The sequence below is a fragment of the Peribacillus simplex NBRC 15720 = DSM 1321 genome, assembly GCF_002243645.1.
GTDB classification, from domain to species: domain Bacteria; phylum Bacillota; class Bacilli; order Bacillales; family DSM-1321; genus Peribacillus; species Peribacillus simplex.
This window is the reverse complement of sequence record NZ_CP017704.1, coordinates 527404-549457: the sequence shown is the minus strand read 5'-3', so window position 1 is coordinate 549457 and position 22054 is coordinate 527404. Positions and strand designations below refer to the sequence as shown.

The window sequence follows — 22054 nt, the reverse complement described above, 5'->3', positions numbered from 1 at the left end:
AAGAATGATTACAGATGAAAACTTAATTTGAAAGCGTATCCAATAATATCACTCCTTATATTTCTAAATTTGATTGTATGTTAATGTATACATTAATGTCAACTTAATTTTTAGAATATTCAACCTTTTTCATTGTGGTAATTTAAAAAAACACAGATAAATACATTATATAGAGGAAAAAGGACGTATTTATTAGGAAATTAATTTTATTAAAATAAAATAAAACCATTGACTTTAATGTATACATTATTTAATAATTAGCTCATAAGATATTTACATTAAGCTGATTCACATGCAAGAGATGTGAATCGTGGTAGGAGAGCTAGCAATGAGTGAAAAACCTGTTTTGCATCTAGCTGTTATCCCTGATGAAGGATTTTGAAAGGAGATAAACAGTATGGTTACATTTACTGACTCATTTGGCTCAAGCATCAGGCGTGTAATTTTCTTTTGAAAGCGATTTCTCCCTTTAAGGTTGTAAGTATCTCGAAAATGGGCATATGGTGGATGCTAAAGGATTAGAAAAACTTTAACACGATCCTGTTGTTTGTGAGTTCACTCGCGTTAGCTTAGCAATCGATATAGCTGGAACAGGGGTATTGGTGTCAGAAAATTCTTTCATTATAACTTTGAAGACAGTTACCAATTTTCTTCCCTTTCTACACAAAAATATTAAAGATAAAAAAGGAGAGTTATTATGAGCGTTATTATGGAAAAGTTACAGAAAAAAGAAAAGATGACTGATTTGATGGCAAGGTTTGTCTCCCTTGTCAGCTACAAACTTCCTGATGATGTGGAAAATAAACTGAAAGAACTAAGTGAAGAGGAAGATAATAAGCTTGCAAAAATCATTTACAAAACGATGTTTGATAATCAGAAGCTGGCTTATGAGTTAAAGAGACCTTCATGTCAGGATACAGGTGTTCTCCAGTTTTTTGTTAAGTGCGGACAGAACTTCCCCCTGATTGGACAGTTAGATAGTATTCTGAGGGATAGTGTGTATAAGTCAACTCAAGAAACTCCATTACGACACAATTCTGTAGAAACATTTGATGAGTACAATACAGGAAAGAACATCGGTGACGGTTCACCAAGCATCTTCTGGGAAATTGCAGAAGACAGTGATAAAGTGGAAATCTATACTTATATGGCAGGAGGAGGTTGTACCCTTCCTGGAGTGGCGACGGTTCTAATGCCGGGTGAAGGCTATGAAGGTGTGGTAAAGTTTGTACTCGATCGGATGACTAGTTATGGAATTAATGCCTGTCCTCCACTTCTTGTTGGTGTAGGCGTCGGTACTTCTGTAGAAACAGCAGCTATGAACTCTAAAAAAGCTCTTATGAGACCTGTTGGAAGTCGTAATGAAAATGAAAATGCTGCTAAGATGGAAAAGCTTCTTGAAGATGGAATTAACGCTATTGGCCTTGGTCCTCAGGGACTTAAGGGATCTAAATCTGTCATGGGTGTAAATGTTGTGAATACGGCAAGACATCCTTCTACTATTGGAGTTGCAGTTAATACAGGGTGCTGGTCCCATAGAAGAGGAAAGATCACCTTTGACAGCAATTTGAACTATGAAATTAGTACTCACGAGGGGGTAACACTATGAGTAAAAAAGTATTAACCACCCCTATAAAAGATGAGGATCTTAAGGAAATAAGAATTGGAGACATTATCTACCTAACAGGTACACTGGTTACTTGCAGAGATGTTGCCCACAGGAGACTCATAGAAGAGAAGATTCCTTTACCTGTAGATCTTAAGGGGAAAGCTATATTTCACGCAGGTCCCATTGTTAGAGACCTTGGAAATGAAAATTACGAGATTGTTTCTATTGGTCCAACAACGAGTATGAGAATGGAGAAATTTGAAAAGGAATTTATCGAAGAAACAGGTGTTAAACTTATTGTTGGAAAAGGTGGAATGGGGAAGAACACTGAAGAAGGATGCAAGAATCATAAAGCACTGCATCTCGTCTATCCAGCCGGAAATGCTGTTTATGCAGCAACAAAGGTTGAACAAATTAGAGAAGTACACTGGAAAGACCTTGGAATGCCAGAATCTCTTTGGGTATGTGAAGTGAATGAGTTCGGTCCTCTTATTGTTTCCATTGATACAGAAGGAAATAACATCTTTGAAGAAAATAAGGTGGAGTTCAATAAAAAGAAGGAAGAACAATATGAGTTGATCAGTAAGCAAGTAAGATTCATCAAGTAAGTTATGGAGTTGGTGTGGTCATGCAGGTACTACAAAAAACACAAACGATAGTTCGCTATCAGCAACATAACGGAAAAGTATATTACGGAATTGTTGAAGATGGGGAAATTCTACAATTGTCTAGTGATTTTGTTGAAGTTGTAAACAATGAACTAAAATATGATGGATCAAGAGTTAAATATAGTGATGTGAAAATTTTGGAGCCAGTAGTACCCTCAAAAGTCGTTAATTTTGGATGGACATATGTTGAACACGCAAAAGAGACTGGGGGGAAGGCAAATCTGAAAGAACCGTTCTTGTTTTTAAAACCTACATCTTCGGTGATTCCAGATCAGGGAGAAATCATTCTTCCCTCTAGTGATTTAACCAAGCAGGTGGAGATGGAGGGGGAAGTGGCACTCGTTATTGGTAAACGCGGCAAAAATATAAAAGAAGAAGAAGCATTGGATTATGTTTTTGGCTGTACTATATTTAATGATGTGACTGCAAGAGATCTTACAAAAACTGATCCCCAATTTACGCGCGGTAAAGGTTTTGATACCTTTGGCCCGTTGGGTCCGTGTATTGTAAAAGGAATAGATCCAACTAATTTACGAATCGTTACAACATTAAACGGCAAAGTTGTACAAGAGGGTAATACTAATCAGATGTCACTTTCAATTCCTTTCCTTATCAGTTGGATTTCACAGGTTATGACACTAGAGCCGGGTGATGTTTTGGCTACTGGTTCGCCTTCTGGAAGTTGCCCAATGAAGTCGGGAGATATGGTAGTTGTTGAAGTAGAGCAGATTGGTAAGCTTTGTAACTTTGTAAAATAGAAAATACTATACCGAAAATTAATGGGTGCTAATTCAATAATGGGTTAGTTTATGATAATAAACATCATATCAAAACTGATTTATCAATATTAAGCACGACTGTCTAACAAAAAAAGGCTGTAGTTGATTTCTGTGAAATCTCTACAGCCTTTCTTTATTAATAATAATAGATTATTACATCAGGGAAAAGTCTCCTTATTTCCCGTTTCTTCCGGTAATGGAGGCATAGATTGAAGAGCCTCTAGAATTTCGTTGCGCGCTCTATAGCGATGAGACTGCAACATAGTTCGTACAGCTTCAGGCTCGCCTGCTCGCATGACTGCTAAAATCGCCTTATGTTCAGTCACTGATCGTGTTGGCTTTGGTCGAAGCCCAATTGTGTATAAGCGTGCGCGATAGAGTTGGTCAGACTGACTGTCAACAATCCCTCTGAGGCGTGGGTTTTGGGCTAAATCAACAATATAATTATGAAATTGATCATCAAGTTCTGTCCATGAAAGTAGATCGTTTAGTTCTAGTGCCTTTTCTTGTTCTTCAATCAGATGCTCAAGTTGGTTTAACTCTTGGTGAGTAGCACGACCGGTAGCGAGTCTGCCTGCAACACCATCGAGCGCTTCCACCACTTCATAAATCTGTTGAAGATCATCTGCTACAAGTGGTGCAACAATAAAACCACGACGCGGTATGAGCCGTACCCATCCTTCCGTTTCCAAACGGACAAGTGATTCACGTACAGGTGTCCTGCTCATGCCCAGGATTTCTGCCATTTCCCTCTCTAGCACAGTCTGTCCAGGCGGCAATTGAAGGTGGCGAATCGCATGTCGAACAGCTAGATAAGCACGTTGTGGCAATCGTGACTCTCCATTTACATCTAAATTAGATAAAAATGAACCAACAGCTAGAGCAAGGTCAGACTGATCTAGTCTTTTAACATTAGAATCAGGTGTTTGAGGTGTTTTTTGATTATTCATTTCATTATCACTCATCCCGACAAATTTCAATTTTTATGTAACACATAACCAAATACTGTTGAGTAGGTTATGATTAACAAGGTTATATTATGACTTTACAAGTAAAATCATAACAGAAAAACAATCACTCTCTCAATTGGTAAAATAGAAAAACAGATAATCTTGGTAAAGGTCATAATTGATGATTAAAGAAAATTCCACCTCAAATCAAAATATAACGGTTTTACAGGAACACATATTTCGCAATAATTGTTTTAAACCATATCACTAGTACATATTTCAGAATGTATGTTCTGTATAATTCTCATTAGCTTGTTGATCCTGTTGCATACAAGTCCTCCTCAGTTTATTGTTTAACAATCTTATTATTTACAAAAAAACACTCTATATCCAGAGGGTTTGAGCGGATTTTTCTTAAAGTAAAGGGGGTTTTCGTTGAACAATGGGGTTGCTGCGGCAGCCCCTTTTCTTATTCGACTAACGGGGCTGGTTAATTAAAGTAACATAGTTTATATGAACTGTTCATCAAACATATACTAAGAGAGATACTAAAAAGTGAAAATATTTTTACCCACCTTTATTTTTGGGATTTCTTTTGCTTTGCAACCATTATTGGCTTTTTACTTTTAAATACCTTATAGATTTAAAAACCTCTAAAAATATTGGAGTATATTGGTTTGGATGATTCTTGGATACACGGTGTCAAAATCAGTCTACGAATGCGCAAAATCTAAAAATCTAGGAATGGAAGTTGTGCTATAGATTTTTTATTTATTTACTCGTAAGCCAAGTTTCAATTAACATTGCACTTGCCCACCCTTAGTTGGATGGGCTTTTCAAATTCTATAATACACTATGGATAAAATCAAAATCACGATTTGTGAGTAGATATAATCTATAATATGGTAAAAACCTACTTTTCATATCGATTGAAAACCAACCAGAGCCTTTAAAAATTCAATAATGAATTATTGGTATTTCGATGAATCCTCTATAGAAAGGCATTATATGTGAATAAAATTCATTAATGAATTGACTGATCTTAATACTAAGCGATTTTACACCAAAATAGGACTTGGCATGCAAGTTGCATAATCCTAATAATAATAATAATAATAATAATAAGTATAAATCAAACATGCACGATATGAAATTCGTTTATGTGTGGAGGGATAATGGTGCGAAAAACGATAATTAAACCATGGGAGCAGTGGTATGTTGAAAGAATGAAATCTATGAAGCTACCGGAAATATCCGTCTATTCACTGCTTGATGTAACAGCAAGTAAGTTTCCACACCATACAGCCATCATTTATGAAGACCAGTCCATGGATTATAAGAATCTAAAAATGCAGGTAGACAAACTTGCAGGTAAATGGAGAGAAATGGGCTTTGTTAAAGGTGAACGGATTGGTCTGATGATGGCCAACCACCCTTATTTCATAATCAGTTATTACGCTGCCCAGGCACTAGGTCTGTTAGTTGTACAAATTAATCCCATGTATAAACCACGGGAACTATTGCAAATTTTAATAGACTCGGATACCAAGAATATTGTATTTGACCAAACGGCCGCAAATACAATCGAAGAAACGAAAGTGATATATGAATTTGATGTTTGCATTGACACGGAAAATGATCAAAATGGTTCTGCTTCCCTTCAAACAATGATTGAAACCGGGGAGGCCATTATGAAGCCCGAAATGATAAGCCCGCATGACGATACTGCAGTCATCCAATATACTGGCGGCACCACTGGGAAGATGAAGGGTGTCATGCTTACTCACCATAATTTAACCTCTAATGTCGTGCAGAGTTTTGAAATGTATGGAGATTCCCTGAGACCTGGCGAAGAAATCGTTTTGGCAGCTACGCCTCTTTACCATGTTTATGCCATGACAAGTGCTATGAATCTAGGTATCTATATTGGAGCTGCCATCCTCTTATTTCCTAAATTCGAACTTCAAGATGTACTTGCAAAAATAAAAGAGTATCGTCCGACTTTCTTTCCAGGAGTTCCAAAGATGTATAATGCATTCGTCAATCATCCAGGAATTGAAAACTATGGACTGAATTGTTTAAAAAGTTGTTCTTGTGGATCGGCGCCCCTGCCGGTTGAAGTAATTAAGCGATTTGAGGAGCTGACCGGTGCCAAAATCGGAGAGGGTTTCGGTTTGTCGGAGGCTTCACCTTCCACTCATCGTAATCCGCCTTTCGGAAAAAGGAAAATAGGAAGCATTGGCATCCCTTTTCCTGGTACGGACTGTATGATCATTGACGATGAAAATAATGAAGTGCCTAACACATGCGTCGGGGAGTTGCTCATAAAAGGCCCCCAAATCATGAAGGGTTATTGGAATAACGAAGCCGAAACCCAAAAGGCATTACAGAATGACTGGCTATATACTGGCGATCTTGCTGTGATGGATGACGAAGGATATTTCTATATAGTCGGGAGAAAAAAAGAAATGATCATCGTCGGCGGATTTAATATTTACCCTCAGGAGGTAGAAGGAGTTCTGTATGAACATCCTGCAATTAAAGAGGCAGCTGTGGTGGGCATCCCCCATAAAGAAAAAGGCGAAATTGTGAAAGCGTTCATCGTACCTAAAGAAAGCGCTTCCGTGGATCTTGAAGAAATAGAAGGATATTGTTATTCCCAATTGACGCCTTATAAGGTACCAAAAGTATTTGAATTGAGAAAAGAACTTCCGCGAAATACAGTGGGTAAACTATTAAAAAGATTGTTAGTTAAAGAAGAATTGGAAAAGGAATGAAAGAGGGGGAATGTGGTTAGCTCATCCAACCATTTATGATCAAACCTACGTTGGATGGTATACGAGTTTGTATACAAAAATAAAGAAGAGGAGGGATTCATATGCGTTGGGTTGTTCTCATTCTATTATTCTTTGGGGCCGTCATCAATTTTGCAGATAAATCTATCGTAGGTCTTGCAGCGGTTCCTATCATGAAGGAATTCGATCTTTCCTATGCGGAGTGGGGCCTTGTTGGAAGCAGTTATTATTGGCTCTACCCAGTAACAGGTATTTTTGGGGCAGCATGGGCTGATCGGCTGGGGGCTAAAAAAGTGCTTGGGTTCATCATGCTGACATGGACTGTTTTGCAATTCGGCGTTTTAGCCATTACCGCTCTTCCATTATTAATTCTATACAGAATTTTACTGGGCGCATTCGAAGGGCCTTATAGCCCAATTGCTTACAGTCATGCCGATAAGTGGTTTCCGCCGAAACTGAAAGGCTTTGCCAATTCGGTAGTGGTTGGCGGAGGAACCGTTGGTGCGATGATTGTGGCACCGATCCTCGTTTCCTTAATAACGATATTCGGCTGGAAGGCTGCCTTTGCCGCTCTTGGTGCAGCAAGCCTTGTTTGGTTCTTCCTCTTTCAATTTTTAACAAAGGAAAATCCAGTTGAAGTATATGAAAACGTACAAAAGAAAAAGAAACCAAGACTAGAAAAAATAAAAGTGAAAGACTTTTTGTTGCTACTGGCTTCACCTACTGCTTTGTTTACTACACTCGCTTATTTTTCAACGTATATTTTAGTTGTTTGGTTTTCTGTTTGGCTCCCGATTTATTTAGTGGAGGCCATAAAAATGACTCCCGGTCAGATGGGAACCAGCGTTGCGATAATTGGAGTCGTTTCCGTATGTATTTATATGGGTGTATCGATGGTGTCTGATCATTTATTCAAGAAGAATCAGAATTGGCGGTCATCGAGGGTATTTGTCGTCGCGGGCGCTATGATTCTTGGTGCATTGTTCTTTTCCTCAATCATGGTGTTTCATAATCCAATCTGGGTGATAGTCGCCATGTGTTTAGCAAAGGGCCTTACATATGCCATTTTACCGATAGGACCTACGATCATGATCAATGAAATGCAAGAGCGGGGGGGATTGATGACAAGCATCTTAACATCTTCAGGGAATATAGCAGGCATTATTGCACCTCTGTTAACTGGCTATATCATAAGTTTAGCTGGAGGAAATCAACTATTGGGTTATAACTTATCGATATTGTTCATGGCCATCCTTGTCCTGGCTTTTGGCATCCTGTTTGCGATATTCGTAAAACCTGCCAAATTAAAAGGGAATCATAAAAATAAAAGTTCGGATGACTTTGATCTTAAGTCCTCATAAGCATGGTCGAACCTGCTTACATTCAATGAAACTAGTGAAATGAAGGAATGCCTGCACAAAATGGGGTGAATAAAAGGAAAAGGAGCGGATGGGGAAATGAATAGAGATGCCGTCATAGTTTCTGCAGTTCGAACAGCAATTGGAAAACAGGGAGGAGCACTTGCATCGGTTCCTGCCCACGTTTTTGGGGCAGAAGTGATGAAAGAAGCCATAAAACGAGCGAATGTCGAACCTCGAATGATAGATGATGTCATCATGGGGAATGTGTTAAGCGGGGGTGGAAACATTGCCAGGTTAACTGCTCTGGAAACTGGTCTCTCGATTCATCTTCCGGGACTGACTGTCGACCGTCAATGCGGCTCGGGAATAAATGCTGTCAACTTGGCTGCACAAGCGATCCGGGCAGGCGAAGGCGATGTCTATATCGCCGGTGGGGTCGAGAGCATGAGCAGGGCGCCATACTTGATGGATCGTTCGGAAAAAGCGTACAGTGCAAAGCCACCGCAGTTCAGAAAGTCCCGGTTGTCCCCAAAAGAGATTGGCGATCCCCCGATGGGAATCACGGCTGAAAACCTAGCGGAAAAATATGAGGTTAGCAGGGAAGAACAAGATGCATTCGCTCTGCAGAGCCAAAAAAATATGGCCAGAGCCGTTGAAGAGGGCCGTTTCAATGAGCAAATTGCGCCTATTTACATTCCCGTCAGAAAAGGTGACGATATCAAATTTAGATTGGATGAACATCCACGACCGCAAATAACGAAAGAAGGGCTAGCCAAATTATCACCTGCGTTTTTAGAAGGCGGGTCCGTGACTGCAGGCAATAGTTCAGGATTGAATGATGCCGCATCAGCCCTGGTCATAATGTCGAGGGAAAAAGCGGCGGAATTGGGGATTAAGCCTTTAGCGACGATCAGGGCCCAGGCCGTTGCAGGGGTAGATCCAAATTATATGGGCATAGGACCTGTTCCCGCTATAAGAAAGGTAATGGAGAAATCAGGTCTTTCTGTAAATGAAATGGACATCATTGAAATTAATGAAGCCTTCGCAGCCCAAGTCATTGCTTGTAATAGGGAGCTTGATATGAATCCCGCAAGAGTGAATGTGAACGGGGGAGCCATTGCACATGGACACCCACTAGGTGCGACGGGTGCCATCCTCATTACGAAAGCGGTTTATGAATTGAAGCGTTCTGCCGGAAGATTTGCTCTTATTACAGCTTGCATTGGAGGCGGACAGGGAATTGCTACGATAATTGAACGCGAGGCCTGATTTTGTAAGAGTGAGGACTCTAATTTACCAAAATACAAGAATTCCATGAATTCCATTAAATGATTAGATGATAACAAGACATTCAGCCCAATATTCCATAAGAAGAAAACATGTCAATGGCTACTATACATGAAAAGACCTAAGGAGGAATAAACTCATGACAATCACTTTAACCAAGGAAATGCAGCAAATGAAGGAAATGATCCGTAATTTTGTTGAAAGGGAAGTGGAGCCCTACGCCATACAAATTGAAGAAGAAGATGCCATCCCGGAGCATTTGGTGGAAAAAGCAAAAGACCTTGGCTTATTCGGGATAAGCATTCCTGAACAATACGGTGGAATTGGCTTAAATGCGGTGGGAAAGGCTACCGTATTAGAGCAGTTAGGAAGGACCCATAATGGTTTTGTTTCATTAATTAGCGCTCACACCGGAATTGGCAGTACAGGTCTGGTTAAGCTTGCATCCGAACATTTGAAAAATAAATACTTGCCTGAAATGGCAGCAGGCACGAAAATTGGCGCCTTTGCTTTATCTGAACCCGGAGCGGGATCGGATGCAACCAATTTGGCAACAAGTGCAGAAAAGAAGGGTGATTACTGGGTGATGAACGGGACGAAACATTTCATCACGAATGGGCCGATAGCTGATGTTTATACCGTATTCGCTTTAACGGATAAAGATAAAGGGGCAAAGGGAGGGATTACTGCTTTTTTGGTAGAAAGAGATTTTCCTGGTTTAATTGTCGGCAAAAAGGACAAAAAAATGGGGTTAAGAGGATCATATACCTCACAGGTCATTTTCGAGGATTGTATCATACCTGAAGAAAATGTTATCGGCGAAGTTGGAATGGGATATATCTCTGCCCTTAAAATTTTAGGTGAAGGGCGTGTAGGATTGGCTGCAAGAGCAGTGGGATCAAGTGGGGAATTAATTGAATTATCAGCTAAATATGCAAAAGAGCGCATTCAATTTGGTAAACCAATCGCGGACAACCAAGCGATTCAATGGATGCTTGCTGATATGGCAACCGAAACGGAAGCCGCAAGAGCATTGACGATGATGGCGGCACAAAAGATTGATGAAGGAAAAAAAGTGATCAAGGAAGCATCAATGGCAAAACTGTTCGCTTCAGACGTTTTTAATCGGGTGGCGGATAAAGCGGTTCAAATTCATGGCGGAATGGGATATATGGCTGAATATCCAGTTGAACGTTTTTATCGGGATGCCCGCATAACGAAGATCTATGAAGGAACGAATGAAATCCAACGTTTAATCATTGCAAGGAATGTCCTGGAAGAGTGTTAAGTGTTTACTGTTTTATTCGGGCAGGTAGTCTTTTGCCCATGTATCTGGATTTTTAAGGGGGAGGAACGAAATGGGAGAAGATATCGTGATTGTGAGTGCTGTACGAACACCAATTGGAAGGTACGGTGGAGCATTTAAAGAGATTAGTTCCGGTCATTTGGCGAGTATTGCCATTAAAGAAGCGATCAAGCGGGCGAATATTGCAGCTGAACAAGTCGATGAAGTAATTTTCGGTGAGGTTAGGCAAACAACCGAATCCTCGAATGTTGCGAGAGTGGCAGCACTGCGCTCAGGGATTCCAGATTCTGCACCGGCTTTTACAGTAAATCGGTTATGTGCATCTGGAATGCAAGCCATCACCTCAGCAGCACAGCAGATAAGCTCAGGTCAAGCAAATATAGTTGTTGCCGGCGGTACGGAAAGCATGAGCCGCGCACCGCTTTATTTAAGAAGTGCCCGTTTTGGGGGAGACAGGACTAAACTAGTGGATTCTAATACTGAAGCTGGACAGCAACCTCAAGAAATTTATGGGAAAAGTTTGGGGATGGGAATCACCGCAGAAAATGTCGCACAACGATACAACATTTCTAGGGAAGAACAAGATGCCTTTTCAGTGGAAAGTCAACGAAGAGCGGCGCAAGCGATAGAAGAAGGAAAGTTCAAGGATGAGATCGTTCCTGTCCAGGTCTCTGACAGGAAAAGTACGGTTACCGTTGAAACGGATGAATATCCACGCCCCGAAACCACAATGGAAAAGCTTGCAAGCTTAAAACCGGCATTCAGGGAAAACGGAACCGTCACTGCAGGGAATGCTTGTGGCCGTAATGACGGGGCTGCTGCATTGGTATTAATGAAAGCCAGTGAAGCGAAACGGTTACAAGTACAGCCAATCGCAAAGATTGTCGATTGGGCGACTGCCGGAGTTTCTCCTGAAGTGATGGGAATTGGTCCAGTACCAGCCGTCGGAAAACTTATGGAGCGCACCGGGAAAAAAGTAGAGGAAATTGGGCTTTTCGAATTAAATGAAGCGTTCGCTTCACAGGCATTGGCAGTAATCAGGGATTTATCGTTAGATGAAAACAAGGTTAATGTAAATGGGGGGGCCATTGCACTTGGGCACCCAGTCGGTTCGACTGGCGCCCGGATCGTGACAACGCTAATATATGAAATGATTCGCAGAAAAGAAAGATATGGAGTTGCTACACTATGTGTTGGCGGCGGACAAGGAATGGCTATCATGATTGAAACGATATAGGCCAAGGATAAAGGAGTGGAAACCCCATACGTTTCTGCTCCTTTCCGTATATAAGTTTAATCGCGCAAAAGTGAGGGGGAGGAAGATTGCCTGTTGAAGTGGAGGATATTCGGAATCAATTCGAAAGTAGTGCATTCTTTTCACATATAGGGTTTGAAATCATTCGGTTTGAAGAAGGGAATGTAACTATAAAGTTAAACATTGAAGAACATTTACTTAATGTTAATGGAACACTGCACGGGGGCATTCATGCTACCATGCTGGATACCATACTAGGAATGGTGACTCGCTCCGTTACCAAATCTAAAGTCGTGACGACAAGTTTAACTGTACATTATTTAGCTAGCATATCGAGCGGGGAATTATTTGCGGAAGCAAAAGTCCTTCAAAAAGGATACAAAATTGCCTTTACTGAAGGAGAAATAAAAGATACTGAAGGCAACATCATTGCAAAGGGCACAGGAATTTTTAAAATCATTCGTGAAAAATGAGGCAAGAATGATCAAAGTTGGCTTGCCTATGTTCCATTTTATTAGAAAAGAGTGAGGTGTGAAAAAAATTGACTAGAAATTGGCATGGATTTTATCCGAAAGAAACTCCTGCTGAAATTGACATTCCATTATTGTCATTATATGGGCTCCTGGAACGTTCAGCCCGACATTACCCAACCTGCAAAGCTGTAATAGATGGGGAGAGGGAAATGACATATATGGAATTGAAGAGTGCCTCAGATCGTTTTGCTGTGTATTTATACAACCGTGGATTTCAAAAAGACGATCGTATAGCAATCATGCTGCCAAATTGTCTAGAATATATCATTGCCTATTATGCTATTCATCGTTTGGGAGGTGTGGTTGTTCAAGTGAACCCACTGTATCAGTCGAGTGAATTGGATTATATATTACGGGATTCAGAAGCCGATTGGTTCATTGGACGTGAGGAACATCGGGAAAAATTAGTGCTAACAAGTTTCTCTGAAAGGTTAACGTTCATATCTGCCGAACAATTAATGGAAACTGGAACGGATTTATCAAGGAAATATATGGAACTTCCTGCTCTGGCTATCGATCCCAAGGAATCTGTGGCTGTACTTCAATATACAGGGGGGACTACAGGGAAATCAAAAGGGGTCATGCTCACGCATTTTAATTTGATCTCGAATGTATATCAAGACTTTGCCTTCACGGCAAATGCCCTTAAACTCCAAAGGCCTGGCGAACGGATGCTTGGATTGACCCCATTATTCCATGTGTTTGGTAATGGAAGATTGAATAGCGCTATTTATGCCGGATCAACTTATATCACAATAGAGAAATTTGAAATAAACAAGGTGGTAGATTTGATTCGAAAACATCGGCCAACTATTTTTCCTGGTGTCCCGACCATGTATATTGCTTTACTGAATCACCCGGATTTAACGGCGGACGATTTAAGTTGCTTTAAGTACTGCAGCTGTGGTTCAGCGCCGCTCCCGATAGAAATCATTCATCAGTTCGAAAGAAAATTACGGGTTACAATATTAGAAGGATTTGGAATGTCGGAAACTTCACCCACTACCCACCGCAATCCAGTTATAGGTCAGAAAAAAACAGGAAGTATCGGAATTCCTTACCCTAATACCGATGCTAAAATCGTCGATTTGAAAACAGGCATTGATGAATTGCCAGCAGGGGAAATTGGCGAACTGATCATTAAAGGTCCGCAAGTAATGAAGGGGTATTGGAAAAATCCAGAGGAAACGGCAACGGCTTTGCGGGATGGATGGCTTTACACTGGGGATATCGCGACGATGGATGAAAACGGATATTTTTATATCGTAGGCAGGAAGAAAGATATGATTATTGCAAGCGGTTATAATGTTTATCCAATCGAAGTCGAAGATATTATTTATCAGCATCCAGCCGTAAAAGAGACATGTGTATATGGAGTTCCGGATTCATACCGTGGGGAAACGGTAAAAGCGGCCATAGTTTTAAAGAAAGGAAAGTCAGTCTCGGAGCAGGAAATCAGGGAGTTTTGCGTGCAACGACTGGCCAGATATAAAGTGCCGCGAAGTTTTGAGTTCAGGGAACAACTGCCAAAATCAGCTGTTGGGAAAATATTGCGTAGAATATTAATGGAGGAAGGAACGCAGAGCACTACTGCCGGGGAGAGATAAGCATATCAGTTATCGTTAGGGAGCTCATATGAAACCCTAAAAAAGTGAAACCTTTTTTCGAGGTTCCCCTTATTTAGGGTTTTCTATCATATCTTTATAGACTATAAAACTACTTTCCTTTTAGGGGAATTTCAAATGAAGTCCCATCCACCAATAATTCATGAGACTCACCATCCGCTATATCATCGGTAGTGAATGAAAAGGAATCGAGCCGTTCGAAGTTTTCCTCGGGATCAACCAATAAGCCAATTGTGCCTTTTCTTGTTTCTCCTGGTTGGTAATCTGATCGACTTACTTTTTTTGTCCCCATAAACGTATCTCCAAAATGGATGAAATTTTTAGAAGGCACATCATATGTAAGATCATCATTGAAAGTAACATTTTCCATGCTGAAGAACTGAAGTTCCTTCGAATCTTTATTTTCAACAGAATAAGTTATCTCTAGATAAAAAACCTCTTCATCAATATCCGTTTTAGAAAACGCAGCCTGTTGATCGATTTCCTCCATGGATAAATTCTCTTTATAGTATATCGAATAGGCCTCATCAAAACTCAATCCCGTATAGGACTTGAGCTCCTCTTTTACTTCATCTGTGAGTGAAGATAATTGAATCCTGCGGATATCCTTGATTGTGATGACCATGGGTGCCAATTCAAATGACTCATTAATAGACTTCGTTTCTAGTAATGTGAATGTTCCCCAATTTTTTTGGCGAACCTTATCGCCGACTTTTTCAAGATGGTTTCCGCCATATTCCTGCACCTCAGGAATTTTGGATTCCTTGGCTTCCGCATTTTTCCCTTTTTCAGTTTTATCGCTCTCGAAATAATTGAAGGCAATTACACTTAAACAAATAAGCAATAATCCAACAATTGTTGAAATGATCCATCTTTTACGGATACTACATCACTCCTTGTCGTAAACCATTGATGTCAAAGTATAATATACCATTTTTTTGAAAATGAAGGAAAGAAGAGTACCTGAAGATTGACCCTTTTGATTACTAGAATAATTTCCATGTTCCTCCAAACAATTCGAAGTTCCCTGTCCATGATAATGATTTATCAGCTACCGTACAAGCCGTTTAATAATAAAGTCATACCATATAACGAAGGGGAAATCTTGAAAAACTGAGAACATGATCTGTAATGGAGCCATGGATGATGAATATGGCATAAGAACGACAAATAGCATACCCTTACTTATGAAAATTCTTGCCGTTCATGAAAAACTGCTGCAAAAATCTTTTCTTTATTATGGATCTTCTATGTGCTTGTTTTTTCATCCCTAGAAACCATCTCTCTAGTAACAAATTTTTAAAAAAAGGAGACGTTTAGGGAATGTGGTCAATTACCAATGATAAGGAAAGGATACATCAGCCGAATAAAAGTACAATGCTGTCCCGGCAAGAGATAAAAGCCATTGAGTCCTGGATATCTCAAATGGGGAAATTCCAATTTTATAAAACCGCTGGACAAAAAATGTCTACTGCCAGAAAAACGCTAAAGTTCAAGTATAAAATCCTTGGGCATGGATTTAACCGAGTCGTCTATGATTTAAATAATGGCTATATATTAAAAGTTGCATTTTCAGAAGTAGGATTAATAAGTAATGCAAATGAAGCCTATATATATAATAACTGTAATAAGGAAGTCAAAGAGTATTTTTGTCCGGTTAAGGAGTATGGGACGGGCTGGATTATCATGAAGAAGGTTGACACGAAAGTGCCGTTTGCAATCAAGGAATATACGAAACTGATCAAGTTGGAATTAAAATTCCTGAGGTACGGTATTATACCAATAGATTTGCGTTTAGAAAATGTCGGATATAACGAGAATGATGAAATGGTCGTCATTGATTACGGTCTATTCACTCTGGATCTCAAAAGCCCTGTGCTGCGATGGTTAGTTTGATGATGGGTCTTTCCAAAGAAAATATATATCTTGTGAGCCGTTCTTCAGAGTTCTTTAATTCCTAGAAATAAGTTTATCTAATTGCAACTGGTGAAGAGATATTATCGAATTATCTAAACGAAAAAAGCATGTTACGAAGGGCTTTTTTGTGCAACATGCTTTTTTATCTGGTTTAAAGGACCATAACTGATGACACAACGCTTGCCACTTTTTTATCATCTTGGTATAAATCTGCGAGTACATAAGCAGTTTTTTTTCCGATTCGGTCTACTTTTGCTTCAACCTGTACGTCTCCTAATTTTACTGGTCGATGAAAGGTAGTATGTAAATCAATGGATGCGAAGGATTGTCCGATACTTAATTTAGATGATATCGCATAAGCCATTATAATATCTGCTGCAGAAGTGACAAACCCACCCATTGCTACACCATTTCCGTTTATAAATTTTTCATCTACTTTCCATAGTCCCCTCGCAATTCCATCCTGGGCATAATTTGCTTCAATCTGTAACGTTAAATCACAATTCGGAGGCTGTTTTCCCTCTGTTAAAACTTGTATAAGTTCGTTTCCTTTAAATAATTCCCCCATTAAATTGTCCCCCTTGAATAAGTTGAAACTACAGAATATTCTAACATATATCTAGATATTAAATGTCAATGAAGTTGTTAACTTTACAAATAAAGTAATTAAACAATGAAGAAGGGAGCAGATTTTTGAAATCAACTGGAATGTTTTTTTTGAGGGTTTGTAAAATTAGAACGTTGATTTCCACTCCAGGCACTCGCTTTCCGCGGGCGGTCCTGGGAGCCTCCTCGTCTTGCGCCTGCGGGGTCTCCCCTAGACGCGCTTTTCCCGCAGGAGTCTCGTACCTTCCGTTACAATCAACTGGAATGTTTTATAGAAAAAAATTGTAGGCAAACTTCCGAATGCTCTATGATTTTAAAAGAAAACTTGGTTATCATTTATGTTTTTTTACTTTTTTATATGGATGAAACCTTCATTGGATTGAAGAAATTTATGACACTCCTGCCGAATAACTGGCTAGCCGAGACCCCACAGACGCTTGCGGCGAGGAGGCTTGGCAGAATGTCGGCGGAAAGGGAGCGGATTTCTGAAATCAACTGTAATGTTTTTTTAGCTTCGGATTTGCTTACCATCTTATAGTTTTTTTGCTTATTATCTAAATGGTGATTTTTTTCAGAAATTTGAAATTAACAATTATCAAAAAAATCAAAAACCTTCTTCTATTTCTAATTAAATTGTGATAGTGTATAAAACAAAGAAGTATTACCTTCTTCATTTTATTAAAAAGAAGTATTTGATTCATCGGAAAGGGGTTATATTTTGGAACATCTTCCTTTTAAATTATTAGTAAAGGAAAAATTTGACCATCTATCGGCAGGTCAAAAAAAAGTTGCCGCTTACCTGATTGAAAATTTGGATGAAGCCGCCTTTAAAACGGCTTTTCAAATTGGTAGGGAAGCGGAGGTTAGTGAAACGACTGTCATTCGGTTTTCCTATTCCTTAGGATTTGAAGGATTTAGTAGAATGCAGGCCAGGATTCAAAAGCAGCTGCTGCACCAAAATCAAATAGACTTATCCAATAATGATTCCGTTCTCCGCATTGATGACAAGCAAGATCCATTTACCAAAGTGATAGAAAACGAAGTTCATATTTTAAGACATCTATTAGATCATACGAACGTTCAGGATATATGGAAAGCAGTCGATGTCCTGATCGAGGCTGACCAAATTTTAATTGCAGGGCATCGGATTTCCCATGCCGCCGCCTATTGGTTCTCCTATACGCTAAGTTCATTAAGGGAAAATGTAAGTTTATGTTCACCAACAGGTGACTTCTATGAAAAGTTTTGTAATCTCACTAACAAGTCTGTAGTAGTGGTTTTTTCCTTTCCAAGATATGCGAATGAAACATTAAAAGTTGCGGAGTGTGCCAAAGAACAAGGAGTTTCTTTAATTTCAGTTACAGACCGCCTCCTGTCACCTATTGGCCGCATCTCTGATATTGCACTGACAACTGAAGAAAACGCAGAAACCGGAACCAATTCAATCGCTTCCGTTATTAGCTTATTGGACTTGGTTATTGCAGGCATACATCAAAAAGACGCAAAACGGATATACACCCATCAGCAAAAATTAGAAAGGCTATATTCAAGTTATGAAGTGTTTAATGAATGAGTTTTTAATAAAGTTAAAATTCATGTAAAGGAGGAGGTGCATCATCATGAACCCGATTCAATATATTGATGTGAATCAAGAATCATTGAAAAAGTCCTACCATGACCTGCATTCTTTGGCTGAGCCAAGCTGGCAGGAGGAAAGGACGTCTAGCTATATAATTAAATGTCTTAAGAAAGCGGGAATAACCCTAAAAACATTTCAAAGCCATTATGGAATCATTGCCGAGATTCCAGGCATCTCAAAAAAGGTTGTGGCATTAAGGGCTGATATGGATGCGCTTGTTCAGGAAGTAGATGGTGTTGTAAAGGCCAATCATTCATGTGGACACGACGCACATAGCACAATGGTTTTATATACAGCATTGGCCATTGCCTCCAGTGGAATCCGGCCTAAACACACTCTCCGATTTATATTTCAGCCTGCGGAAGAAAAAGGAGAAGGCGCTCTTCAAATGATCAATGATGGCGCATTGGAGAATGTTACATATTTATTCGGGGTACATGTAAGACCCAGTTCGGAGGTTCCTTATATGAAAGCTTCCCCCGTCATTGTCCATGGCTCTGCCGAAACAATAAAGGGAACAATCAAAGGTATTCAGGCCCATGCATCCCGTCCGCAAGATGGAATAAATGTCATCGACGCAGCAGCTTTGCTTGTCCAAAAGTTACAGCAGATTAATCTGGAAACCGAAACTCCTTATTCTATCAAAATGACTCAATTTGAAACAAACAACAAAGCATCAAACGTTATCCCGGAAACAGCTGTCTTTGCAATTGATGCCAGAGCTCAGTCAAATGATGTTATGAATGAACTAAACCGCTTAACACTGGAAGCTATTGACCAGACAATGGAACAAACTGAAACATCTATCTCCTGGTCTGCGGAGGAATTCGTCCCAGCGGCGAGCTTGCATGAAAAAGCCATAAAGGTGGCTGAAATTGCAATAGGAGATATACTTGGGACGGAAAATGTTGTTCCAGTCTGTGTTTCTCAAGGAGGAGAGGATTTTCATTTTTATACAGCCCAAAATCCTGATATAAAAGCAACCATGATAGGATTAGGCTGCGATTTAACGCCTGGTCTGCACCATCCGGATATGAAATTTAATCTAGAAGCACTTATTTATGGAACGAAAATTTTAATTAACACAGTAATTATGGCGGCAGGAGAATAAATTTTTCACTTTAAAAATTAATGAAGGGGTGTTTTATGGAAAATACCGCACAAACATCACAAACTGGTGGCCAAGCGGCCACTGATGAAAAACAACTGGAGCGCAAGCTGAAACCAAGGCATCTTTCCATGATTGCAATCGGCGGAACCATTGGAACGGGACTATTTTTAGCAAGCGGTTCCATTATTCATACTGCGGGTCCTGGAGGGGCTGTAGCTGCCTATATAATTGCCGGAATCATGGTTTTTTTTCTGATGACAAGTTTAGCCGAAATGGCTGCCCTCATTCCTATTACAGGCTCTTTCAGTACCTATACATCAAGGTTTGTCGACCCGGCATTAGGATTTGCGATCGGATGGAACTATTGGTATAACAATGCAATCGTAGTCGCTCTTGAATTAGCAGCTTCCTCCCTGATTATGAAATATTGGCTGCCTTCTGTTCCGGGCATCATTTGGAGCGCATTATTTCTTGCAATCATATTTGGCCTGAATATTTTATCGGTAAAAGGATATGGAGAATCTGAATTCTGGTTTGCCATTATAAAGGTTTTGACGATTATCATTTTTATAGCAGTAGGGTTATTAATGATTGTAGGAATCATGGGAGGGGATGCCGTAGGTTTTGAAAATATCACCAAAGGAGAGGCACCGTTTAAAGGAGGCTTTTTATCCGTTATAAGCGTCTTTATGGTGGTTGGGTTTGCCTTTCAAGGCACAGAGTTAGTAGGAATTGCGGCCGGCGAGAGTGAAAACCCAAGAAAAAATATACCAAAGGCTATTAAGCAAATCTTCTGGAGACTGCTCTTGTTTTATGTATTGGCGATAATCGTGATTGGATTTTTAATCAATTATAATGATCCGCGTTTGTTAAGCTCGGATATTGAAGATATTGCGGTAAGTCCCTTCACTCTAGTTTTTCAAAACGCAGGGCTTGCTATCGCTGCCTCCGTTATGAATGTGGTAATTCTTACTTCTGTTCTTTCTGCGGGCAATTCCGCAATGTACGGAGCTTCTAGGGTCCTTTGGGTGCTGGCTAAAGAAGGAAAAGCCCCTTCGTTTCTAAAAAAAGTGAATTCAGGCGGCATTCCAGTGAACGCTGTGTACTTTTCTACCATCGTTGGGATGGCAGCTTTTCTTACCTCTCTTTTCGGTGAAGGCACTATTTATACTTGGTTATTAAATGCTGCAGGTTTATCCGGATTTATATCCTGGTTAGGAATTTCGATTACACATTATCGTTTCCGGAAGGCGTTCATTGCACAAGGAAGAGATTTGAAAGATTTACCTTATGTATCAAAATGGTATCCATTCGGTCCGATATTAGCAACATTTTTATGTGTTACGGCTATCCTGGGACAAAATTACTCTGCTTTTTTCGGCCCTGAGATTGATTGGTATGGAATTTTAATTTCTTATATCGGGCTTCCTTTATTTTTCCTGGCATTTCTAGGTTATAAAATCGTAAAGAGAACAAAAATGATTCCATTGCAAGAGGCTGATTTCAGTAAAGTGGAATAATCTCTTTGTAAAAAAAGTAGGAAATTATTTCATTTTAAGAAAAACCATTTAAATTTTAGCTCCAGTGCCTAGCCACGGAAAGCCGTCAGCTGAGGAACAAACTTGTCCATCTTATGTTGGGTGATCAAGGCGCTTGTGCTTTAGGAGGTTGACCATGACGAAAACACAGGAAATTGTAATTCGTTCTCTTCATAGAATTGAAGAGTTAGAGGACGTAAGAAAGCTAGAGTCCAGTATTTGGGGAGAAACCGACTCAATCCCCTCACACCAAACCATAACAGCAGTGAAAAACGGTGGTTTGGTTATAGGAGCTTATTGTGAAGGGAAGCTGATTGGATTTCAATACAGCTTTCCGGGATTCAATGGGCAATCAGCCTACCTTTGTTCACATATACTAGGAATAGATGAGCAATTTCGCAACAAAGGTATAGGGGAGAAGTTAAAGTTAGCACAACGTGAGGAAGCGATAAAGCTCGGCTATTCCCTTATTACTTGGACATACGATCCATTAGAAAGTATTAATGGGTACTTAAATATAGCCAAGCTTGGTGGGGTATGTGCCACATATATCGCAAACTGCTATGGTGAAATGGATGATCTATTAAACAGTGGAATTCCTTCTGACCGCTTCCTTGTCGAATGGCATATTGGTAAAAAAGATACAACGGATTCTAGTGGACGGGGAATATCGCTGGACTTTGTGATAGAAAACTCGCTTATTCAATGGGATACCATTGAAAAGGGAGTGCCTGTTCCTACTTTCACTCTTCCGCTGCCTGAACAAGAATGTGATACAGCTTTTGTGGCCATTCCAAAGGACTTCCGAACAATAAGAGTCACAAATATTCAAGCGGCCAATGAATGGCGAATGAAAACCAGGGACATTTTTACCGATTTATTTCAGCAAGGATGGCAGGTAACAGATTTTATAAAGAATTCCATGACCGAAATTCCCGTTCAATTTTATATGCTAACAAGGAAATGAACTAGTAAGGATTAATATAATGTTTAGTAATTTCAGGCTGCTGTCAGCCTATTTTAAAAAAATAGGTAAGACTGTGTCTTTTAACAGTTTTATCACAAAAGGAGAATT

19 protein-coding genes are annotated in these 22054 nt (G+C 39.8%); 16 read left to right on the top strand and 3 right to left on the bottom strand.

Annotation, left to right across the window (positions count from 1 at the left end):
* Positions 1 to 697: 697 nt before the first annotated feature.
* From ttdA to BS1321_RS02480, 3 genes are read left to right on the top strand one after another with little or no spacing between them, the layout of a single operon-like run.
* Positions 698 to 1609 (top strand): L(+)-tartrate dehydratase subunit alpha, encoded by a 912-nt coding sequence (gene ttdA / locus BS1321_RS02490; protein WP_232522761.1) that lies wholly within the window; start codon positions 698 to 700, stop codon positions 1607 to 1609.
* Positions 1606 to 2217: a L(+)-tartrate dehydratase subunit beta gene (ttdB, locus tag BS1321_RS02485; protein ID WP_063235456.1), complete on the top strand. Its 612-nt coding sequence runs from the start codon at positions 1606 to 1608 to the stop codon at positions 2215 to 2217. Before ttdA ends, ttdB begins: the two co-directional genes overlap by 4 nt.
* A 20-nt stretch (positions 2218 to 2237) precedes the next feature.
* Positions 2238 to 3035: a fumarylacetoacetate hydrolase family protein gene (locus BS1321_RS02480; RefSeq protein WP_081113053.1), complete on the top strand. Its 798-nt coding sequence runs from the start codon at positions 2238 to 2240 to the stop codon at positions 3033 to 3035.
* A gap of 179 nt (positions 3036 to 3214) precedes the next feature.
* On the opposite strand, the gene BS1321_RS02475 is transcribed toward BS1321_RS02480, so the two are convergent.
* Positions 3215 to 4006: a GntR family transcriptional regulator gene (locus BS1321_RS02475; RefSeq protein WP_063235458.1), complete on the bottom strand. Its 792-nt coding sequence runs from the start codon at positions 4004 to 4006 to the stop codon at positions 3215 to 3217.
* Positions 4007 to 5184: 1178 nt separating this feature from the next.
* Here BS1321_RS02475 and BS1321_RS02470 point away from each other — a divergent pair.
* The 7 genes from BS1321_RS02470 to BS1321_RS02440 all read left to right on the top strand — a co-directional run bounded on the left by BS1321_RS02470 (position 5185) and on the right by BS1321_RS02440 (position 14150).
* Positions 5185 to 6783: a long-chain-fatty-acid--CoA ligase gene (locus BS1321_RS02470; RefSeq protein WP_232522760.1), complete on the top strand. Its 1599-nt coding sequence runs from the start codon at positions 5185 to 5187 to the stop codon at positions 6781 to 6783.
* Positions 6784 to 6884: 101 nt separating this feature from the next.
* Positions 6885 to 8162, top strand: a complete 1278-nt coding sequence (locus BS1321_RS02465) for an MFS transporter (protein WP_063235461.1) — start codon at positions 6885 to 6887, stop codon at positions 8160 to 8162.
* 96 nt (positions 8163 to 8258) lie between these two features.
* Positions 8259 to 9431 (top strand): thiolase family protein, encoded by a 1173-nt coding sequence (locus tag BS1321_RS02460; RefSeq protein WP_063235462.1) that lies wholly within the window; start codon positions 8259 to 8261, stop codon positions 9429 to 9431.
* Positions 9432 to 9588: 157 nt separating this feature from the next.
* Positions 9589 to 10737: an acyl-CoA dehydrogenase family protein gene (locus BS1321_RS02455; protein WP_063235463.1), complete on the top strand. Its 1149-nt coding sequence runs from the start codon at positions 9589 to 9591 to the stop codon at positions 10735 to 10737.
* Between the two features lie 70 nt (positions 10738 to 10807).
* Positions 10808 to 11992 (top strand): thiolase family protein, encoded by a 1185-nt coding sequence (locus tag BS1321_RS02450; RefSeq protein WP_063235465.1) that lies wholly within the window; start codon positions 10808 to 10810, stop codon positions 11990 to 11992.
* Positions 11993 to 12078: 86 nt separating this feature from the next.
* Entirely contained in the window at positions 12079 to 12483 is a 405-nt protein-coding gene (locus BS1321_RS02445; protein ID WP_063235466.1) for a PaaI family thioesterase, read from the top strand.
* 68 nt (positions 12484 to 12551) lie between these two features.
* Positions 12552 to 14150: a long-chain-fatty-acid--CoA ligase gene (locus BS1321_RS02440; RefSeq protein ID WP_063235467.1), complete on the top strand. Its 1599-nt coding sequence runs from the start codon at positions 12552 to 12554 to the stop codon at positions 14148 to 14150.
* A gap of 109 nt (positions 14151 to 14259) precedes the next feature.
* Here the strand turns inward: BS1321_RS02440 and BS1321_RS02435 are convergent, their stop codons facing one another.
* Positions 14260 to 15012 (bottom strand): hypothetical protein, encoded by a 753-nt coding sequence (locus tag BS1321_RS02435; RefSeq protein ID WP_063235468.1) that lies wholly within the window; start codon positions 15010 to 15012, stop codon positions 14260 to 14262.
* A 479-nt stretch (positions 15013 to 15491) separates the two neighbouring features.
* On the opposite strand from BS1321_RS02435, the gene BS1321_RS02430 reads away from it, so the two are divergent.
* On the top strand, positions 15492 to 16064 hold the full coding sequence (locus tag BS1321_RS02430; RefSeq protein WP_063235470.1) for a hypothetical protein: 573 nt from the start codon (positions 15492 to 15494) through the stop codon (positions 16062 to 16064).
* 172 nt (positions 16065 to 16236) lie between these two features.
* Here the strand turns inward: BS1321_RS02430 and BS1321_RS02425 are convergent, their stop codons facing one another.
* Positions 16237 to 16653, bottom strand: coding sequence for a PaaI family thioesterase (locus tag BS1321_RS02425; RefSeq protein WP_063235471.1), 417 nt, complete (start codon positions 16651 to 16653; stop codon positions 16237 to 16239).
* Positions 16654 to 17070: 417 nt separating this feature from the next.
* On the opposite strand from BS1321_RS02425, the gene BS1321_RS02420 reads away from it, so the two are divergent.
* From BS1321_RS02420 to BS1321_RS02400, 5 genes are all read left to right on the top strand, one after another.
* A complete protein-coding gene (locus BS1321_RS02420; RefSeq protein ID WP_155726518.1) occupies positions 17071 to 17229 on the top strand; it encodes a hypothetical protein in 159 nt (52 codons plus the stop codon).
* Positions 17230 to 17409: 180 nt separating this feature from the next.
* A complete protein-coding gene (locus BS1321_RS02415; protein ID WP_063235474.1) occupies positions 17410 to 18264 on the top strand; it encodes a MurR/RpiR family transcriptional regulator in 855 nt (284 codons plus the stop codon).
* A gap of 46 nt (positions 18265 to 18310) precedes the next feature.
* Positions 18311 to 19441 carry an amidohydrolase gene (locus BS1321_RS02410; protein ID WP_063235475.1) on the top strand — a complete coding sequence of 377 codons (1131 nt, stop codon included), beginning with the start codon at positions 18311 to 18313 and terminating at the stop codon, positions 19439 to 19441.
* A gap of 20 nt (positions 19442 to 19461) precedes the next feature.
* The gene (locus tag BS1321_RS02405; RefSeq protein WP_081113054.1) at positions 19462 to 20961 is read left to right on the top strand and encodes an amino acid permease; all 1500 of its coding nucleotides are present in this window, start codon (positions 19462 to 19464) and stop codon (positions 20959 to 20961) included.
* A gap of 154 nt (positions 20962 to 21115) precedes the next feature.
* A complete protein-coding gene (locus BS1321_RS02400; RefSeq protein WP_063235477.1) occupies positions 21116 to 21946 on the top strand; it encodes a GNAT family N-acetyltransferase in 831 nt (276 codons plus the stop codon).
* Positions 21947 to 22054 lie beyond the last annotated feature (108 nt).

Excerpts from the sequence above, each read along its gene's own strand:
- BS1321_RS02455 (WP_063235463.1), top strand. The coding sequence starts at position 9,589 with ATGACAATCACTTTAACCAAGGAAATGCAGCAAATGAAGGAAATGATC.
- ttdA (WP_232522761.1), top strand. The coding sequence starts at position 698 with ATGAGCGTTATTATGGAAAAGTTACAGAAAAAAGAAAAGATGACTGAT.
- BS1321_RS02410 (WP_063235475.1), top strand. The coding sequence starts at position 18,311 with ATGAACCCGATTCAATATATTGATGTGAATCAAGAATCATTGAAAAAG.
- BS1321_RS02425 (WP_063235471.1), bottom strand. The coding sequence starts at position 16,653 with ATGGGGGAATTATTTAAAGGAAACGAACTTATACAAGTTTTAACAGAG.
- BS1321_RS02465 (WP_063235461.1), top strand. The coding sequence starts at position 6,885 with ATGCGTTGGGTTGTTCTCATTCTATTATTCTTTGGGGCCGTCATCAAT.
- BS1321_RS02450 (WP_063235465.1), top strand. The coding sequence starts at position 10,808 with ATGGGAGAAGATATCGTGATTGTGAGTGCTGTACGAACACCAATTGGA.
- BS1321_RS02405 (WP_081113054.1), top strand. The coding sequence starts at position 19,462 with ATGAAGGGGTGTTTTATGGAAAATACCGCACAAACATCACAAACTGGT.
- BS1321_RS02460 (WP_063235462.1), top strand. The coding sequence starts at position 8,259 with ATGAATAGAGATGCCGTCATAGTTTCTGCAGTTCGAACAGCAATTGGA.
- BS1321_RS02430 (WP_063235470.1), top strand. The coding sequence starts at position 15,492 with ATGTGGTCAATTACCAATGATAAGGAAAGGATACATCAGCCGAATAAA.
- BS1321_RS02480 (WP_081113053.1), top strand. The coding sequence starts at position 2,238 with ATGCAGGTACTACAAAAAACACAAACGATAGTTCGCTATCAGCAACAT.
- ttdB (WP_063235456.1), top strand. The coding sequence starts at position 1,606 with ATGAGTAAAAAAGTATTAACCACCCCTATAAAAGATGAGGATCTTAAG.
- BS1321_RS02400 (WP_063235477.1), top strand. The coding sequence starts at position 21,116 with ATGACGAAAACACAGGAAATTGTAATTCGTTCTCTTCATAGAATTGAA.
- BS1321_RS02475 (WP_063235458.1), bottom strand. The coding sequence starts at position 4,006 with ATGAATAATCAAAAAACACCTCAAACACCTGATTCTAATGTTAAAAGA.